At 67.2% G+C, this 18041-nt stretch carries 13 protein-coding genes and 2 pseudogenes; 11 read left to right on the top strand and 4 right to left on the bottom strand.

Translation table 11 applies throughout. The features are described from left to right. Positions 1-18: 18 nt before the first annotated feature. From C1I99_RS34995 to C1I99_RS33890, 8 genes and pseudogenes are all read left to right on the top strand, one after another. Positions 19-720: pseudogene (locus tag C1I99_RS34995) on the top strand (IS1634 family transposase); the annotation flags it as partial. 115 nt (positions 721-835) lie between these two features. Beyond that, complete coding sequence (locus C1I99_RS33255) at positions 836-1687, top strand: IS1634 family transposase (protein WP_199562051.1); 852 nt, start codon at positions 836-838, stop codon at positions 1685-1687. Between the two features lie 549 nt (positions 1688-2236). Further along, positions 2237-2596: a hypothetical protein gene (locus tag C1I99_RS33250; RefSeq protein ID WP_199562050.1), complete on the top strand. Its 360-nt coding sequence runs from the start codon at positions 2237-2239 to the stop codon at positions 2594-2596. A 243-nt stretch (positions 2597-2839) separates the two neighbouring features. Further along, positions 2840-3367: a nuclease gene (locus tag C1I99_RS08405; protein ID WP_233512408.1), complete on the top strand. Its 528-nt coding sequence runs from the start codon at positions 2840-2842 to the stop codon at positions 3365-3367. 283 nt (positions 3368-3650) lie between these two features. Further along, on the top strand, positions 3651-4136 hold the full coding sequence (locus C1I99_RS08400) for an NUDIX domain-containing protein (protein WP_325049198.1): 486 nt from the start codon (positions 3651-3653) through the stop codon (positions 4134-4136). A gap of 194 nt (positions 4137-4330) precedes the next feature. Then, positions 4331-4855, top strand: a complete 525-nt coding sequence (locus tag C1I99_RS08395; RefSeq protein WP_111133641.1) for a DUF1877 family protein — start codon at positions 4331-4333, stop codon at positions 4853-4855. A gap of 284 nt (positions 4856-5139) precedes the next feature. Next, on the top strand, positions 5140-5838 hold the full coding sequence (locus C1I99_RS08390; RefSeq protein ID WP_233512407.1) for a helix-turn-helix domain-containing protein: 699 nt from the start codon (positions 5140-5142) through the stop codon (positions 5836-5838). Further along, on the top strand, positions 5813-6286 hold the full coding sequence (locus C1I99_RS33890; RefSeq protein ID WP_233512406.1) for an integrase core domain-containing protein: 474 nt from the start codon (positions 5813-5815) through the stop codon (positions 6284-6286). The genes C1I99_RS08390 and C1I99_RS33890 overlap by 26 nt, the downstream gene beginning before the upstream one ends. Positions 6287-6876: 590 nt before the next feature. Here C1I99_RS33890 and C1I99_RS08385 read toward each other — a convergent pair. From C1I99_RS08385 to C1I99_RS08375, 4 genes and pseudogenes are all read right to left on the bottom strand, one after another. Then, positions 6877-8844 (bottom strand): BNR-4 repeat-containing protein, encoded by a 1968-nt coding sequence (locus C1I99_RS08385; protein WP_199562049.1) that lies wholly within the window; start codon positions 8842-8844, stop codon positions 6877-6879. A 576-nt stretch (positions 8845-9420) separates the two neighbouring features. Then, positions 9421-9531, bottom strand: coding sequence for an RICIN domain-containing protein (locus C1I99_RS33885; RefSeq protein ID WP_233512405.1), 111 nt, complete (start codon positions 9529-9531; stop codon positions 9421-9423). 56 nt (positions 9532-9587) lie between these two features. Continuing rightward, a pseudogene (locus tag C1I99_RS33880) lies at positions 9588-9689 on the bottom strand (hypothetical protein); the annotation flags it as partial. Positions 9690-9846: 157 nt separating this feature from the next. After that, a complete protein-coding gene (locus C1I99_RS08375; RefSeq protein WP_111133634.1) occupies positions 9847-10737 on the bottom strand; it encodes an AraC family transcriptional regulator in 891 nt (296 codons plus the stop codon). A 91-nt stretch (positions 10738-10828) separates the two neighbouring features. On the opposite strand from C1I99_RS08375, the gene C1I99_RS08370 reads away from it, so the two are divergent. Genes C1I99_RS08370 through C1I99_RS08360 form a run of 3 tightly spaced genes read left to right on the top strand, consistent with a single transcriptional unit; the run spans position 10829 to position 17903 of the window. Next, positions 10829-14215, top strand: a complete 3387-nt coding sequence (locus C1I99_RS08370) for a DUF5107 domain-containing protein (protein ID WP_111133633.1) — start codon at positions 10829-10831, stop codon at positions 14213-14215. Beyond that, positions 14212-15519 (top strand): cellulase-like family protein, encoded by a 1308-nt coding sequence (locus C1I99_RS08365; protein WP_111133632.1) that lies wholly within the window; start codon positions 14212-14214, stop codon positions 15517-15519. Before C1I99_RS08370 ends, C1I99_RS08365 begins: the two co-directional genes overlap by 4 nt. Then, on the top strand, positions 15516-17903 hold the full coding sequence (locus tag C1I99_RS08360; protein ID WP_111133631.1) for a beta-galactosidase: 2388 nt from the start codon (positions 15516-15518) through the stop codon (positions 17901-17903). Before C1I99_RS08365 ends, C1I99_RS08360 begins: the two co-directional genes overlap by 4 nt. Positions 17904-18041 lie beyond the last annotated feature (138 nt).

The following is an 18041-nucleotide window of genomic DNA, read 5'->3' as shown; positions in this document are numbered from 1 at the left end:
GTTGGGTGGGGTGTGTCGATGACTTCCCGGTCCCCGCGGTCACGGTCTCAGCGTCAGCGCTTTGAAGTGGCGGTGACGTCCGTGGTGGAGAAGCGTCTGGGCGCTCTGCCTGTCGCTGCCGAGTTTCTGCGTCGGCTGGATGTCGCCGGGATCGTCGACGAGGTGTGTCCTGGTGGCGCGAGTGCGCTGGTGACGCACGGGCAGGTGATCGAGGCGCTGGTGGCCAACCGGCTGACCTCGCCCGCGCCGCTGGTGCGGGTGGAGGACTGGGCCAGGTGCTGGGCGGTGGAAGAGGTCTTCGGGATCGAGGCCGGTCTGCTCAACGATGACCGTCTGGCCCGGGCACTGGATGCGATCGCTCCGCATCTGGAGCACATCGCGGGCACGGTCGGGGCACGGGCGATCGGTGAGTTCGGGATCGATGTGGCACGGATGCACTGGGACATGACCAGCATGTCCGTGCACGGGGCCTTCCGGGCCCAGGGTCAGGACGAGGACTTCCCCGTCGTCGGCTACGGGCATCCCAAGGACCGGCGCTTCGACCTGAAGCAGGTCCAGGCCGGACTCGCGGTGTCGGCCGACGGCGGCATCCCGCTCCACGCCCGGGTCTTCGGCGGTGGTGCGGCCGAGGTCAGCCAGGTCGTCGGCGCGATGAAGGACCTGCGGGCCATGGCCGGCGAGCGCGACTTCCTGATGGTCGCCGACTCCAAGCTGGTCTCCTACTCCAACGTCCGTGCCCTGCTGGCGGCCGGGGTCCGGTTCATCGCCCCGGCCCCCGGCCGCGCAGGTCAAGGACGAGGTCTACGCCGCTCTCGATCCCGCGCAGGCCACCGTCGTGGACTGGACGCCGGACCGGGACGCGGACAAGCCCACCGAGCGGCGCGAGACCTACCATGTGCTGGAGGACACCCACACCCTGACCGGGCCCCGCAAGAGCGATCCTCCGCTCACCGTGCGACGGATCCTGGTCCACTCCACCGCGAACGCCACCGGCCAGCAGGCCGCCCGGGACAAACGCCTGGCCAAGGCCACCGAGGACCTGGACAAGCTCACCACCGCGGCCGGCGGGCGCCACTACAAGACCCGGGAGAAGATCGTCGCCCGGATCGGTGTCATCGCCGCCAAGCGCCGTGTCACCTCGTGTCTGCGCTGGACCGTCACCGACAACGACGACGGCACCCCGGTCCTGACCTGGCACTTCGACCAGGACGTGCTGAACGCCGAAGCCGCCGTCGACGGCTGGTACGCACTGCTGACGTCCGTCCCCGCCGACCAGGCAGGCCCGGCCGAGGCCCTGATCCACTACAAGGGCCAGGGCACGGTCGAGCGCCGCTACCACGACTTCAAAGGGCCCCTCGCGGTCGCGCCGGTCTTCGTGCAGCACAACCGGCGCGTCGCCGCCCTCATCCAGGTCATCTGCCTGGCCCTGCTCGTCTTCTGCCTCATCGAACGGCAGGTCAGACGGGCACTCGGCCCCGAGCAGACCATGAGCGGCCTCTACCCCGACAACCGCCGCGTCCGCCCCACCGGCCGCATGATCTTCTACCACCTCGGCGAACTCACCCTACGGATCGGCAACGTCACCGACCCGCCCACCGTCCAGATCACCCGCGGCGTCCAACTCCACCTCCTCGACCTACTCGACACCGACATCGGACAAACCCGCTGGCCCCAGACCTGTGACTAAGTCTTAGCTGGCCAGTCCGGCCACTACAGAGGGCCACGCAGCCTGACGCGAACCTCAGCGTCTCCGGACCCAATCCGCCTGTGTGATGGGATGTCCACCAACGCTCGCAGAGGGCGGGGATACGTCGCAGCAACGAACGAGGGAAGGGGAGAGGGGGCCATGACGAGCGGGCACCAGACTCACGGGGCAGCCTCCGGCCCGCGGCCGTTGCAGACGCGCGCCCTGACCCGTGAGGCCGGGCGGGCACGGCAGCTCCTGGCCGCCGGGGAGTGGCGCCCTGCCGCAGCGGACTCCGAAGCAGCAGCGCGCGTCCTGGCCCGCCTCACGGCCCCGCTCCCGGCCCGGCGGGCAGCGGCCACACGGACGCTGGCCACGGACCGGGAGCGGCGCCTCCAACGCATCTTGCGGACCACCCTCCACCACCTCGACGCAGGCGCAGTCAGCCCGCCCGCAGCCGCCCTCCTGGCCGCCGTCGCCCGCGCCTTCCTGCCGTGGCACACCACCCCGAACCCACCGCGCGCAACGGCGGCCCCGAGATACGGGACCCCGGTGGGCACGGCGGACGGCCCGGCTGTGCCACCGACGGAGGCGGGTGAGGCCCTGCTCCCCGATCTGATCGCACTGTTCGCTGTGCTGGCCTCGGCGAGCCCACCCGGGACCGTCCCGCTCACGCCCCCGGTCGAGCCCTGGCGGGTCCAGTACGCGGGCCGCTTCCGTCGTTACGGCAGACCCGCTTTCGAGGTGTGGACGGCCGAGACCATCGGCTGCCCGGCATGCGGGGGTAAGGCCGGCCCGTGGACGGTGACCTGCGACTGGCGCCTGATCTCGCTGGGCTGCCCGTGCGGGGCGGTGACCCACAAGCACGGCCTTGCCTTCTCCGAAGTCTGGCTCCTCTTGCCGGACCTGTGACCGAGTGTCGTGACCGACCGTCCGCACATTGGTGCTCAGTTGGCCAAATCAAAGCTCACTGGGCAACTGAAGCGCTCAGCAAGACCTGAAACGGCGACCCGCGAAGTCCGGGGCTAGCAGGCAATACCATTGACCATGAGCACGGCTTCCTCCGGCACGTCAAACCCTCGGGCTCCGCGCTTGCTGCTCGACTCGAGAGGTACACCTATGCCCGGTACACCGGAACCCGTCACGTACCTCATCGTGGACGGGGAGAACATCGATGCCACTCTCGGCAACAGTGTTCTGGAACGCCGGCCGGCCCCTGCGGAGCGACCCCGGTGGGAGCGTCTGCGGGAGTTCGCGCGGGACACGTGGCGGCGGCCGGTAAAGGGACTGTTCTTCCTCAACGCCTCGGGTGGCGGTCTGCCGATGCCCTTCGTCCGGGCCCTCCTGAGCATGGAATACCGGCCCATCCCGCTCGCTGGCTCGTCGGATCAGAAGGTGGTAAACATCGGCATCCAGCGGACGTTGGAGGCTATCGCCCGGCGCGCGGGCAATGTGATGCTCGCCAGCCACGACGGCGACTTCCTGCCGCAGGTCGGCGAGCTCCTGCGAGGTGATCATCAGGTCGCGATCGTCGGGTTCACGGAGTTCCTCAACGCCGGCTTCGCCGACCTGCCGGGCCTGCAGGTATTCGACATCGAGGAGGACGCAGGCTGCTTCACCAACGTCCTTCCTCGGGTTCGCATCATCGACCTCGAAAGCTTCGACCCTGAGCGCTTCTTGTAGGCCGGACAGCACCCGCGGACCGGCCGCGAGGGCTGTAGTCGCCGTGCCCACCCTGGCTCAGCGCTGATCAGAGACAAAGATCAGGTGCCCCCGGCACGTTCGCCAACGCCTTATCGCCGCTAGCCAACTCCTGCACGACGGCGATGGGTGCGGGACCCGTAAACGACGACCAGCGTGTGTGACAGCAGCGCGAAGAGTAGTCATCGTCCCAGTGCTGAAGACGCTGGGCCGGGTCAGCGCCACCGCCGGCACACTACCCGCGCCTTGTTCGCGGCAGATCAGTATGCCGGCCGCCGTTCGGAACGGCACAATGCCAGCTCACGAGGGGTGGCAGAATGCGCCTGTGTCGATCTCCGCGGAAGACTCTCCCAAGGCTCGCATCGTTACGGCGTTGCTGCGGGACGGCAACCGGGTACTGCTATGTCACCGATCTCCCCGGCGCCGTTGGTATCCCGACGTCTGGGATCTGCCCGGTGGCCACGTGGAGCCCGGGGAACTGCCTGGTGCGGCACTTGCTAGAGAGCTTCGAGAGGAGTTGGGCATCGACATCGCGACGCCGTCGGGTCCGCCCCTGCAAGAGGTTCGTGCCGACACGTTCGACATGCAGATCTGGCTGATCGAAGCGTGGACGGGGTCTCCGGTCAATGTTGCGCCAGACGAACACGATGCCATCGCGTGGTTCACGGAAGACACACTCGGAGAACTGTCCTTGGCTCATGACAGCTACCTCGCGATGTTCAGCAGGCTTCTTGCCGAGCACCGGGCCTGACCATGACTGAGCACGCGCCTCATCGGCACGAGTTTGCACAGAGAGCGGCTCGCGTCGTTGTCACGCCGCGTGACCGCTCCACGCAGTCCGGCGCGCACGCTCGGCGGCAGATCCGTGCGCCGCCGGGTTGCCGGCGCCCTTCGCCCGCTGCTGGGAGAACCGTCGTAGCCCGCACTTAGGCTGGCGCCGTGAGCATGAACGGCAACTGGTTGCGCGTTTCCCCGGACGAACTGGAGCAAGCCAGGACCGACCTCGCCTGGGCCCACCGACTTGCCATCACGGAGCGGGACGACAACTCCGAACGCTGGACCACCACCGACAAGGCATGGAACGGACTCGATTTCCTCCTCGACCGGCTTGGCTTCGAGATTCCGCTGGTCCTGGGAGCGGAGGAGTTTGTGGAGCTGCCGGACGTCGAACCTGACAGCGAGGAGATGTTCGACTTCCTAGAGCACCTCGAAGACGACTGGGGCTACGGGCCGCCCTCCTATTTGACACCGGTCCAGGTAGCAGCTGCGGCCTCGCGACTGGCTGCGCTCACCGAAGACGACCTCACCTGCGGCGTCGACCCGCAGGAGTTGAACCGGGCCGAGATCTACCCCGGAACCTGGGAAAGACCCGGCGAGCTGGCGTGGATGGCACACTATCTGCCAGGCGTCCGAAGCTTCTTCGCGGCAGCCGCCAAGGATGGCGACGCGGTGATCTGCTGGCTTGACTGAGCGGCAGCGCAGCCAGCCGGAGCGCCCTGGGCGGCCCGCCCGCTGGGCGCTAACGCGATGAGCGCTGGCCCGCCACGTGTTGATTCAGCGCGTAGCGTGACCGGATGGCGGCACGCGGCATGACCATGCCCGGCGCTCATCGCCTCCGTCGGCACAGTGATCCTGCGCGGGCAGGCGTGCCCGATGGATGCTGGTCCTGGCCTGTTCGGCTCGAATATTCGGTTCCGCCGTGAAGTGCGGTTCTGTGCGAGCTCGAGCCCGGCGCAGCCGGCATGTTCGTCGGCATGAGCGCGTCGTTGCTGTACCTGCTGCTTCGCCTGATCCTGCAGATGTTGTCCCAGATCGCCTCCGACGGTGGGGCGAAGGAACTGGAGATCCTCGTGCTCCGCCATCAGGTGGCGGTCCTGCGCCGACAGGTGACCCGCTCCGATCTGCAACCGGCCGACCGGGTGGTGCTGGCGGCGCTGTCGCGGCTGCTGCCCCGCCCGCGCTGGTCGGCCTTCTTCGTCACCCCGGCCACGCTGCTGCGGTGGCACCGTGAACTCGTCACCCGGCGGTGGACGTACCCGCATGCCCGGCCGGGCCGGCCGCCGGTCGACAAGCAGGTCCGTGACCTAGTTCTGCGACTCGCGGCGGAGAACCCGACCTGGGGGCACCGCCGGATCCAGGGTGAACTGACCGGCCTGGGCTACCGGGTCGCGGCCAGCACGGTGTGGAAGATCCTGCACAACGCCGGGGTCAACCCGGCACCCCGGCGATCCGGACCCACCTGGAAGCAGTTCCTGACCGCCCAGGCCCACACGATCCTGGCATGTGACTTCTTCACCGTCGACACCGTGACGCTCAAGCGGATCTACGTGCTGTTCTTCGTCGAGATCGCCACCCGCCAAGTCCACATCGCCGGGGTGACCGCCCATCCAACTGGTGCCTGGGTGGCCCAGCGCACGGAATCTACTGATGGAGCTCGACCAGCGCGCGGCTGAGCTGCGGTTCCTGCTCCACGATCGAGATACGAAGTTCACGGCGGTCTTCGACGCGGTGTTCACCGCGGACGGCATCGAGGTGATCAAGACCCCGCCGCAGGCACCCCGCGCAAACGCCTTCGCCGAGAGGTGGGTGGGCACCGTACGCCGGGAGTGCACCGACCGAATCCTCATCGTCGGCGAGCGCCACCTCGCGACCGTGCTCGCTTGGTACACCCACCACTACAACGGCCATCGACCACACCAATCGCTGGATCAGCGGCCACCGAAACCTGCGCCGCACGCCGTTGACCTCAACGCCGCTCGGATCCACCGGCGACCGATCCTCGGCGGGCTGATCAACGAGTATTCCGCAGGCAGCGTAGCCGAACCGACTTTACGAGCCCCACACGCTCTGCCGGGCGAGGACACGAAAGTTTGCCTTCGCATGAACCAATACCTTCCATGACTCGTTACCCGGCGCCCGATCTGGCGGGTTCATCCCGCAAACTAGGTCGGCATCCCAAGCGCCCGGAGCCAGGGAAGTCGGTCGGGTCAGCACGCTAAGCGGTCGTTGTTGCCGAGCCGCATGTAACAGATAGAGTGCCCCGCGGTTTCAATAACTGTCAACTGTTAGCGTTAAACCCCTGATCCCGTAACGGCGACGCGAACACACGCATCTTTTGTCGCCGAGGCGTAGCCGTTGCAGCGCCTGCTGATCCCCATCCTCGCCGCGATCCCCGAGTCCACATGACCGAGGATACTGTGAGCGCTCACAATAGTTTTCAGTCAACTGTCGAAATACGGCGTTATGTGTCAGCGCGAGGACGGTTCAGCGGCACAATGCCCGATATCCGGTCTGGTCCATGATGCCGATGCGTTCGAGCAAAAGCGGAGCGCGTGTGAGAGGTGTTGACCCGGCTGATTCGCAGGCTGCCCAAAAGGGAGCTCCGCGGCTGCAGCTCGGCGAAGCGGACGACGGTGAAGACACACGTCATCCGCATCCTCGCCGAGCTCCAGTCGCGTTACCGAGTCTCGTAGTTCGTTTGCGCCGGACGTTCAGCCGAGACGGAAGTCGACGACGCGGATCGGGGAGGGTGTCGTGCCGCTGGAGCGGCGCTGATAAAGGATGGAAAGGACACCACTGGCGATCCGACCGCGGTCGACGACGACTTCGCCGAACGCGTTGAGCCCAGACCCGTCGAACCGGACTGTCCAATCTGTCCAGCCGCTGGCGGCGCTCGCCGTGACGATACGGCCGTAGGGCATCACCACATAGGCGTTGTTCGCGCCGTCCAGGACGAGTTGCGAGCGGCCAAAGGCGTTGAGCGCGACCGGGATCTCCATCTTACGCCAGCTTCCCGCCGAATCGCGCCAGACGTGGAAGGCATGGCCGGAGGAGATGCGCTGCTGCACGAAGTCGGACACGCATTGGGTGTACCGGCCGGGCACGTAGCTGATGATGACGTGCGGGTTGCCCGCCGAGTCGATCGCCTGGCTCTCCTGATTGATCAGTGCATGGTCGACGCTGAGCGGGTCAACGACGTGGCCCGGGGAGCTCACCGACACCAGTGTGCCCGATCCGGTCGTCGCCAGCACCTGCCCGGCGTTGTTGCGCCACGTCCGCCCACGGTCGTCGCTGTAGACGTAACCCGTGTCGTGATTGGCCAGTCCGCCCCGGTTGCACATCACCGCCGAGTTGCCTTCACGCCAGGTGAACGCAGCGTGCAACCGGCCACCGGGACCGTAGGAAATGCCGTGCAGGTACATGTTGCGCGTGGTGCTGGTGTCGCCGTTGAGGGTGTAGCTGCCACTGGCCGATGACCAGCGCCCCAGCCGGGTCCAAGTGCTGCCGTTGTACTCGGCCAGCTCCATGGTGCCGTTGCCCGAGCCACCGGTGCGATAGCTCAGCTGCAACCGCCCTTCCGGCGTGGCGACAAACCGCGGATAGGTGATGTTGCCCAGGGACACGCCGTCGAGACTGCGCTGCACAGCCCCGAACCGGCTGGCCGACCACGACACGCTCCCCGGGTTGGAGACCAGACCCGCCTCTGACTTCACGTAGTAGATGGCGTTGTTGTGGGTGTCCATCCCGAGGTGCAGCCGCCCGTCGGTGCGCGAGATCCCGAGCGAGATGACGTTGTGTGAGTCGTTGGTGGACAGCCGATGGGGCAGCTGGACCGTCTGCCAGGCGCCGCTCGGGAGCTGGCGGCGGGCGACCATGGTATAGCGTGTGGACGTGTACCAGGCCGCGTACTGGTATCCGGCGTAGGTGACGATCCCGTCCTGCTGGAACGACGCGTTGTTGACCAGCCCGTCATACGAGACGAAGTAGACCGCGGACGGGTCGAGCTGGGTGTCACCCAGCCACGTGACGGCCGGCGCCGCCGCCGTACCCACCTCAAAGTCAAGGTAGTCGATGTTGGCCAGGCCGCTCGAAGTGGTCGGGCTCAGCCGGATCGTGTTGCCACCCGCGCTTACGGACACGCTGAACGTCTTGTTCGACCACGCGTTCCACGCTCCCGTCCCCTCGAACGCGACTGCCGGCTGCACCCTCGTGCCGTTGACGATCAGATCGGCCGGGCGCGACGCGGTGGTCCCATTCGCGAAACGCACGGCCAGCGTCGCCGTCCCCGCCACCGACGCGTTGACAGTGAACTGCACATAGGCGCCGACAGCGTTGTTGCCGTTACAGAACCCACTCCCCGAGTAACCGGCGTGATCCGAGTCGATCGTGCCGGTGCACACGGCCGGTGAGCTCTCCGCCTCGTACCGCACCGGCGCGGCATGGGCGGCAGGCCCAGGCAGCGCCATTGCCGCCCCGGTCAATAGAGTGACGCACGCGATGAAGGACTTCAAATGTCTCATCAGACTCCCTGTAGGCTTGCGCCGGCCGATGAGCAGGCTTGCGCCCGCGATGGCAGACTTTAACCGCATGCCTTCTCCAAGATGGTTGGCGGAGTGGTAGAGCGGCGGAGAAGACGGCACCCCGGCGACGTTATCCGGGCGCGCCACCAACTCCGGCATCGATTCGGTTGACAGGCGCTGCCCGGGTGGCGCCAGCCGGAGTGCCCTGGAAAGCGTTTTCCCTTGCCGGGAGGATAGTGATACAGATCGTTTCCGTCAACGGGGAACCGGCACGGACGCTCATCTTTTCGACACTTGTCTAAACTGGTGGCGCGCATCGCGCTCTGCGTCCACCGCACGCTGGCCAGAGAAGATGTGTTGACAATTGTTGACAGATTCTCCGGGACGTCGCGCGAGAGCCTCACACCGCCCTACCATCGATCGTCCCTGATCTTATTTTCACCAATGACAACGTGAGTTCGACCCGCAGCCGGACCGGACATCCAGCGATATACACGGCTGGGAGTCACATGCCTCCTCTCGGCCGCCACGCCGACCTTCCACGTCGACGCCACCGCCTCATCAACCATCCCGGCAGGGCCTACATGTACGCCATGCCGGGCGGCGAACTGAAGTGGAACACCGGGTCCACCGATAGCAGCACGGTCTAAACCTTCGAACGCCAGTGACACCCCTCATAGAGACAAGCCGGGAGCGGTGACCGCACGCCGCGCCCGGCTTCCAGAAGAATCCACACTATGCCGCGACGGTACCGCTGTGCCGGGCGACCATCCGCACATAGCCGCTGCCTGCGTCCTGCAGCTGGTACTGCTGGTTGGTTCCGGCATGGCAGGTGTACTGCTGCACCTCGCACCGTCGGCGGCGGACCAGCCGCTGACATCGAGGCACTTGCCGCTGTGCCGGGCGACCAGTTGGACATATCCGCCGCCGATGTTGATGATCGAAAAGCGCTGGTTGGCGCCGGTGCCGCAGGTGTACTGGATCAGCTGCGCGCCGTTAGCCATCGACACGTTCGCCACCCGAGCGGCGGAGCGCTACGACGTGACCTGGCCGCGAAGCAGTGGGCGACGGTCGACGAGAATCGCCTACCGAGCGTCCGGGTCATCAGCGATCTTGCCCCATAGGGGAACGCTCATCGATAGCTGTAGCCGGTGCTGCAACTTACGCCGGCGGACGAGGAGGGTTTTCCTCCTTGTAACGACGCCGGAACTCGCGCGGGTTCATGCCGTTGACGGCGGTGAAGTGACGAGAAAAGTAGAAGGGATCGGGATAGCCCACGGCAGCGGCGATCTCGGCCACGCTGTAGTCGCTCATGATGAGCAGCTGACGCGCCCGGGCCATCCGCAGCCGCTTCACGTACTCTGTCACGGAGAAGCCGGTCAGGGTCCGGAACCGGGCCGAGAAGTGCGAGGTGCTGTACCCGGCCAGGGCGGCGAGCGCGGGCAGGTTGACGGGCGCCGCAAGATGCGCGCGGAGGTGGTCCCGTACGCGGGCGATAGGCTCTCGGGCCACCCATCGTCCGTCGCGTTCGGCAGCCAGCTGGGCGAGCAGGTTCCACGCTGCGCCGGCTGCGGCCGTAAGACTCGCGGCCGTCTCGTCGCGCGCCAAGTCGTCGCAGATGCCCTCCGCGAGCGCGAAAGCGCGGAACGGGTCCGCGATCGGGGCGGTCGGAGCCGCGACGGTGAGGCCGACGGCGGCAAGCAGGTCGGGGACATCACCACCGGTGATGTGCAACCACCAGATTGACCAGGGCTCGGCCGCAGCGGCGTAGTAGCTGTGGGGCACTCCCGAGGGAATGATCAGTACCTCGTTCGGGCCCACGTCGTGCCGGACCCCGGCAAGCTCACACCAGCCGCCACCCTCTGCGCACATGATCACAATCGCCTCCGGCGCCCCCGCCACCCGGGATCGACGATGCATTGCCGCATGCGGGAAGTAACCGGCGTCGGTGACGAGCATGCGCGAGGTCGGCTTGCGCTGCAGTGCCTGTTTGACCAGAAGCCGAGGCAGTACGTGCAGCCGCTGGCCCGGGAAGCCATCGCGGAGGTACATCGCCCAAGCGTAGCCGGGGTCAGAGAATCGTCCAGGTTGACAGTCGATCCATGCATTCCGAACGCCCTGGCAGCAGCTTAGCTTCTGCTCCATGCTCGAGCATGCCTTCGATCTTCCGGAACGTCCGGAACGCTTGGCGGACGCGCCCGTGGCGACCTGGGCTGCACCGGTCACCATCCCGACGTACTTGCCCGAGGCGCCGGGCCGATACCCCGCGTATCTCGATCGCCGGGTCTATCAAGGATCCTCGGGCCGAGTATTCCCGTTGCCCTTTCATGATCGAATCCAGGAGTCCCGCACCGATCACCAATGGTTGGGGCTACATCTGGAGAACGTCTACCTGCGCCTGCTGATCCTGCCTGAGCTGGGCGGGCGCATCCAGCTTGCGGTGGACAAGCGCACCGGTTACTCGATGTTCTACGCCAATCCGGTGATCAAACCCGCGCTGGTCGGGCTCGCCGGGCCCTGGGTGGCAGGCGGTGTGGAGTTCAACTGGCCGCAGCACCACCGGCCGGCCACCTTCCTGCCGATGGCCTGGGAAATCGACGAGGCAGACGGCACCGTCTGGTGCTCCGACCACGACCCCTTCGCGCGGATGAAGGGCATGCACGGCGTGCGATTGCGGCCGGATTCGACGCTCATCGAGCTCAAGGTCCGCTTGTTCAATCGCAGTGAGCAGCCCCAGACCTTCCTCTGGTGGGCGAATGTGGCGGCCCGGGTGCACGCCGACTATCAGTCCTTCTTTCCCTCCGACGTCACCGTGGTCGCCGACCACGCGAAACGAGCGATCAGCACGTTCCCCACCGCAACGGGCGCGTACTACGGGGTCGATTATCCGAGCCGGCGCCACCTGGACAGCCGGCCGGACAGCCCGCGTCGGGTGCCGGGCGATCGGCTGGACTGGCCGCGCAATATCCCGGTTCCGACGTCGTACATGTGCCTGGGCTCGCAGGGGGACTTCTTCGGCGGCTACGACCATCGCGCCGAGGCCGGCTTCGTGCACTACGCCGACCACCACTACGCGGTGGGGAAGAAGCAGTGGACCTGGGGAGATGCGCCCTTCGGGCACGCGTGGAACCGAAATCTCGCCGACGACGGAGCCGCCTACATCGAACTGATGGCCGGTGTGTTTACCGACAATCAACCCGACTTCTCCCATCTCGCGCCCGGCGAGACGAAGACGTTCTCTCAGTACTGGTACCCGCTGGCCGGCACCGGCCCGCTGGTCGCGGCCAGCCTGGATGCAGCCCTCGGGGTCGAGCGCGGGGACGAGCGGACGGTGCTCCGCTTCGACGCATCCCGGAGCTTGGGCGAGGTCGAAATCGTGGTGCGGGATCACCACCGCAGCCGATTGCACAGCGAGCGTCTGGAGCTCGGACCGGACTCCCGGCCCACCGTCACGGTCGACACGGCCTCACCGCACTCCGTGGAGGTGCGCAGCGACGGGCGGCCACTGTTGAGCTGGCAGAGCCCCGCAACGGAATCGAGCACCAGCCACGACCCAGGGCTCGCCCAGCCTGCCCGCGAGCCTGCACCGCCGGCGGTGATCGCCTCCGTGGAAGAGCTGTACCTGACCGGTCGCCACCTGGAGCAGTACCGGCACGCGACGCGATCTCCGGAGCCGTACTGGAAAGAGGCGCTGAGCCGTGATCCCGGGCATGCCCCGACGCACACCGCCCTCGCGGCCCGACGGTACGGACAGGCGCGGTTCGCGGAGGCCGAGGAGCACCTGCGATCCGCCGTGTCCCGGCTGACGGCTCTCAATCCCAACCCGGAGAGCGGCGAAGCGCACTACCTGCTTGGCCTCACCCTCACCCGCCTCGGCCGGGACGATGAGGCGTACGCGGCGTTCGCCAAGGCGACGTGGGTGGACGCCTGGGCAGGCCCGGGAAATCACCAGATGGCGGTGATCGATGCCCGTCACGGCCGCGACGCCCGGGCGCTGGAGCGGGCGGCCGAGGCACTGCGGACCCGACCTGACCAGTTGCAGGTACGGGATCTCATCGTGGTGCTGCTGCGCCGGCTGGGGCGCGTCGCGGAGGCCGATCAGCTCCTCGCCGAGACGCTGGCGCTTGACCCGCTGGATGTCTGGGCGCTTCAGCTGGCCGGCCGGCTCGACGCCACACGCGGCCACACGGAGGCGCAGACGCTGCTGGACGTAGCCGTTGAGAATGCCCGCATCGGCGAGTTCCGGACCGCCATGAAGCTACTTGACGACACCCGCGTCGCCGATGCGCATCGCCCGCTCGGTCAGACCGCCTGCGCGGTGTTGGCCGGCTACCACGCCGCGGTGACCGCGGACCGCCTCGGCGACGCGGTGCACGTGGCCCAGGCGCGAGCCCGCGCCCGCGCCGGAGACCGCACCTGGAACTTCCCCTCACGGCTCGACGACGTCGTCGCACTCGAGGCCGCGCTGGCGGCCGACCCCACCGATGCCACCGCGGCCGCGCTGCTCGGCCACTGGTGCTACGCCCACAACCGGGTCGACGACGCCATCGGCCACTGGCAGCGGTCGACGACCCTAGATCCCTCGGATCCCGTGGTGTGGCGCAATCTCGCGGTCGCCACCTACAACCACCGGCACGATCCGGAGGCGGCCATCGCGGCGTACGAACAGGCGCTGCGGCACGCACCGGGCGATGCCCGGCTGTTGTCCGAGACCGACCAGTTGTTCAAGCGCATCGGCGTGCCGGCGGACGTCCGCCTCCATCGGCTCGAGCAACTTCCGTCGGCGCTGATCGAGCGGGACGACCTGGCGGTGGAGTACGCCCAGTTGCTGGTCACCGCCGGCCGAGCCGAGGAGGCCCTCGCGGTGTTCGAAAACCGCCGGTTTCAGCCGTGGGAGGGCGGAGAGGGTCAGGTGCTTCGGGCTTGGGAGCGGACCCGACTGGCCCTGGCGGAGCAGGCGTTGGCACGCGGAGACGCCGCAGCGGCTGTGGCGCACGTCGAAGCGGCGCTGAACCCACCCGAGTCGCTGGGTGAAGCCCGTCACCCGCTGGCCAATCCAGCCCGACTGTTGCTGGCTCTGGGCATCGCGCTGGACGCGGCGGGAGATCACGACAAGGCGAAGCGGTGCTGGCGGGAGGCTGCCGTGTCGCGGGGTGACTTCACCCAGATGAGTCCGTCGACCTTCTCGGAGAACACCTACTTCTCGGTCTTGGCGGCTCGCCGGTTGGGCGAATCGGCGTACGCCGACGAGTTGGTGAGCGGCCTGACGCGGCATGCCGAGCAGCTCGCCCGGACACCGGCCGTCATTGACTACTTCGCCACCTCGCTGCCGTCGCTGATCCTCTTCGACGACGACCCACAACGACGCCTCGATCTCGCCGTCGAGCTGCTCCGCGAGCAACTCGCCCTGCTGGCGGGAGATCCCGTCGCCGCCCGGCGCCACCTCGACGCCGTACTTGTCGCCGACCCCAGTCATGAGCTGGCCCGAGACCTCACCGACCACCTTCAATCCGCCGGGAGCCTGCAATGAGCTACGTCCCTGTCCCCCGGCCCGCGCACCTCCCGGAGCGCCTGACCATCACGCTCTGGGACTTCTCCTGGTACGTGCGCACCGGACCAGGCGAGCCGTTTGAGGACCTCGACCGGGCATTTGCCGAAGCAGTCGACCGGGGCTACAACACGGTGCGGATCTGTGCCATGCCGTACCTGCTGTTCGGCAGCGGCCTGGACACTTCTGCGCTCCGGCTCGGGTCCCTTGGCGGCGCCTACGGCCAACGGGTGCGCTGGTACGACGTCGGCCACCCGACGGTCATCGACGGGCGCGCTCACCTGCTCGCGTTCTTCCAGGCCGCGAAGCGTCACGGCTGCTTCGTTATCGTCTCTTCCTGGGAGTACCAGCAAAGCTCGTCCTTCGCCGAGGACCCGAGCTGGTGCAATGCCTTGATGGACATCGAGCCGGAGCAGCGGGCCGAGGCTCAGGCGGTCGCACTGGCCGACCTCATCGATTTCCTGGCCGAGCACCAGTTGGACGATCGGATCGCGTTCACCGAGATACACAACGAGGTGCAGGCTGGGCACCTGGCCGACGGGCTGACCGGCGACCCGGACGAACGAGTGGTTGCCCTGCGGCCGCGGCTGGAGCGGGCCTTGGCTGCCTTCCACAGCCGCCACCCCAATCGGCCCGTCACCGTGAATTACGCGAGAGTGCCGGTCGGCGCCATGCGTGGCATCCCGGAAACGGTCGACGTCCTGGTTTGTCACCCCTATGTCTACGGAGTCCTGGGCGCGTTCATCGATCGCTACGGGCTGCGGGGTCGCCCTGAGGCCTTCGACCAGACACCAGCCGAGCAGGAGATTCTGCGGGCCGGATCGCCGAAGCTGACCGACTGGGCACCGGATCAGTCCTGGCGGTTGACCGCGACAATCGTGTCCAAAGCGGAAATCTTCGTTCACGACTGGGCGGACGCCGAGGCGGTCGACCGCTGGCTCTACCGGCATTACCCGGCGTGGGAGGAGGAAATGGCGACCACGCTGCGGCTCTGGCTGGACGTCGCGCACGACTGGGCGAACCAGCACGGTGTGCCGATCGTCTTCGGCGAGGGATGGATCGGCTACACCCCACGGGACGGGCGCTTCGAGGAGGGCCCGATCGGGGCCGAGTTCTGCCGGCTGGCGATCGACGAGTCGCTCCGGGTCGGCGCCTGGGGAACGATCGTCTGCTCCAACGCCGCGCCGCACCACGCGATGTGGGACGACGTTGCACTTCAACGGCAGTGCAACGAGGCGTTCCTAACCGGCACCCCCCTTCGACCGGCACGGGAGGCGTCCGCATGACAAGGTCGTCCGGCGCGCCGCTTTCGTCCGTCAGCGCACCCGCGCCATCAGCCGCCTACAGCATCCGCCATCGCCCGTGGCCCGCCGCCGAGCGTGTCATGATTCCCGAGGCGAGCGATCCTGCATCCGGGCTGGTCGTGACAAACCGTTCGCTGCTGCGGGACGGCCGCCGATGGTTTCCGATCAGCGGCGAGATCCATTACAGCCGGCTGAACCGTGACCGGTGGCGGTTGGCTCTCGAGCTGCTCAGGGCCGGCGGGGTGAACCTCGTCTCGACATACGTCTTCTGGAACCATCATCAGCCCCTGCCAGACCAGGACGCCGACTTCACTGGTAATCGTGACCTCGGCGCATTCCTCCGGCTGTGCGCCGCCGAGGGATTCCCAGTGATCGTACGAATCGGTCCGTGGTGTCACGGAGAGGTTCGCTACGGCGGTCACCCGGACTGGCTCATTGCCAAGCATGAAGAGAGGCGCACCGACTCCCCCGGCTATCTGTCCGATGTAAAGCGGTACTTCAGCCACCTCGGCCGCGAGCTCAATCCGCTGCGCGCACCATCCGGTCCGGTCATCGCGGTTCAGATCGAGAACGAGCTGTACGACAACCCCCAGCACATCCGCACCCTCAAAGCGATGGCACAGGCCGCAGGCATCAATCCCGTCCTGTGGACAGCCACCGGCTGGGGCAATGCGCAACTCCCGGTCCCCGACGTCTTCCCGGTGTACTCCGGCTACTCCGAAGGGTTCTGGGTCGACGCCCACGAAGAATGGGATGACTCGTTCCGGTCCCACTTCTACTTCTCCGACCAGTGGGACGACCCGGGAGTGGGTAGGGACCTCGCCGGCGCCAACTGGACCGGAGTGGCTGGGCAGAAGGATCCCGACCTGCCACCGGCCACGTGCGAGCTTGGGGGCGGCATGGCCGCCGCCTACCACCGCCGGCCCGTCCCATCCGCTCTCGACATCGCCGCAGTCGCGCACGTCAAGCTCGGTAGCGGTTCGGTTTGGCAGGGCTACTACATGTATGTCGGTGGAACGAATCCGGACACCGCTGATGGGCTGCAGGAGTCGCATGACACCGGCTACCCGAACGACCTGCCGAGACTTAACTACGACTTCCATGCCCCCATCGGACGCGATCTGCGGGTGCGGGAAAGTTTCCATCGCCTCGCACTGCAGCACAGCTTCCTCGAGGCCTTCGGCCCACGACTAGCGGGCATGGTTACGACGTTCCCCGATGATGGCGCCAGCCCGTCGAAGCCGGATGACCGACGTCTGCGCTGGTGCCTACGCAGTGACGGCGCGGAGGGCTTCGTTTTCGTCAACAACCATCAGGCAGTCGAGCCCCTCGGACCAGTGCCCGATGTGCAGTTCGCGATACGGCTGGATGACGATGCACCGGTCGTCTTCCCGCCGAGGCCCGTTGACGTGCCTCCCGGTGCGTTGTGGTGCCTCCCGGTCGGGTTGTCCGTGGGCGCGTTGAAGATCCGTTGGGCCACAGCCAACGTGCTCACCGCACTGACGGCCGACGACGGCGCCCCGATACTGGTGATGCACGCTCACCCAAGTCTCCCGGCTCAGTTGTGCGTCGCGGACAGCTACCAGACCACGGCGGCGCACACCGAGGGCGACGACGAGCAGTTCGTGGTGACTGTCGAGCCGGGCGGCACGGCCGTCACCTTCACGGCACCCACCAGAGAACGGTCCCACGTTGTCGTCCTCAATCCCGACCAGGCGCTACGGGCCTGGACGCCGACCCTTCACGGCCGCCGCCACCTCGTGCTCAGCGACGCCGAGATCGTGGTCAGAGACGACGCCCTACTGGCTTTGGCCGAAACGTCCGCGACTGTCGAGGAGTTTGACACCGGCACGACGACCTGGCGCCGAACCAACATCGCCGTGGAGCGACCGTCGCCCGTGGAGGTCACCCTGATCCGCGGCGTTTCCGGCGAGCGACCGGTTCCTCGATCGTTCAACGGCCGTGCCAGTGCCCCCACCCGGGCGGAGATCCGCGAGCACTGCGCCCGGTATCGGCTGACCGTACCCTCCGTTCCGGCCGATGTCGAACGGGCGGTGCTCCGTGTCGACCTGGTCGGCGACGTCGCCCAGATCAGCCGACCCGACGCGGAGCCGTTCGACGACCTGTTCTGGAGCGGCGAGCCGTGGGCGATCGACCTCAGTGGACTCCGCGGCTCGGACGAGGTGACCCTCTATCTCGATGTCACGCCGGTCCGTCAGGATCCGGCCGTACGGCTGGCTCCCCACGCGAACCGCCTGGCCAGGCAACGCGGCTCGGTCGCCGAGATCCATGCAGCAGAACTACTTTTGACCCAAACATTCGATATCACCTCATTTGTTACTATAGTCCGAGGAGAACCGAAATGAACACCAATCCCTGTTGAGTCGGCGGAGTTTGTTGCGAGCGGCGGGGTTGCTGGGAGGTGGCCTGGTGGCCGGCCCAGCGTTGGCAGGGTGTTCGGATCAGCCGGGCGGTTCGTCGTCGAAGGCGGTGACCAGTGGTCC

It is taken from the genome of Micromonospora deserti, assembly GCF_003236335.1.
Lineage (GTDB): Bacteria > Actinomycetota > Actinomycetes > Mycobacteriales > Micromonosporaceae > Micromonospora > Micromonospora deserti.
The sequence above is the reverse complement of the archived record's forward strand: the minus strand, read 5'-3'. Positions and strand labels throughout refer to the sequence as shown.

Coding starts and splice junctions, on each gene's coding strand:
- C1I99_RS08385 (WP_199562049.1), bottom strand. CDS start 8,844: ATGCCGGAGTTGGTGGCGCGCCCGGATAACGTCGCCGGGGTGCCGTCT.
- C1I99_RS08390 (WP_233512407.1), top strand. CDS start 5,140: ATGAGCGCGTCGTTGCTGTACCTGCTGCTTCGCCTGATCCTGCAGATG.
- C1I99_RS08395 (WP_111133641.1), top strand. CDS start 4,331: ATGAACGGCAACTGGTTGCGCGTTTCCCCGGACGAACTGGAGCAAGCC.
- C1I99_RS08375 (WP_111133634.1), bottom strand. CDS start 10,737: ATGTACCTCCGCGATGGCTTCCCGGGCCAGCGGCTGCACGTACTGCCT.
- C1I99_RS08365 (WP_111133632.1), top strand. CDS start 14,212: ATGAGCTACGTCCCTGTCCCCCGGCCCGCGCACCTCCCGGAGCGCCTG.
- C1I99_RS08370 (WP_111133633.1), top strand. CDS start 10,829: ATGCTCGAGCATGCCTTCGATCTTCCGGAACGTCCGGAACGCTTGGCG.
- C1I99_RS33890 (WP_233512406.1), top strand. CDS start 5,813: ATGGAGCTCGACCAGCGCGCGGCTGAGCTGCGGTTCCTGCTCCACGAT.
- C1I99_RS08400 (WP_325049198.1), top strand. CDS start 3,651: ATGCCGGCCGCCGTTCGGAACGGCACAATGCCAGCTCACGAGGGGTGG.
- C1I99_RS08360 (WP_111133631.1), top strand. CDS start 15,516: ATGACAAGGTCGTCCGGCGCGCCGCTTTCGTCCGTCAGCGCACCCGCG.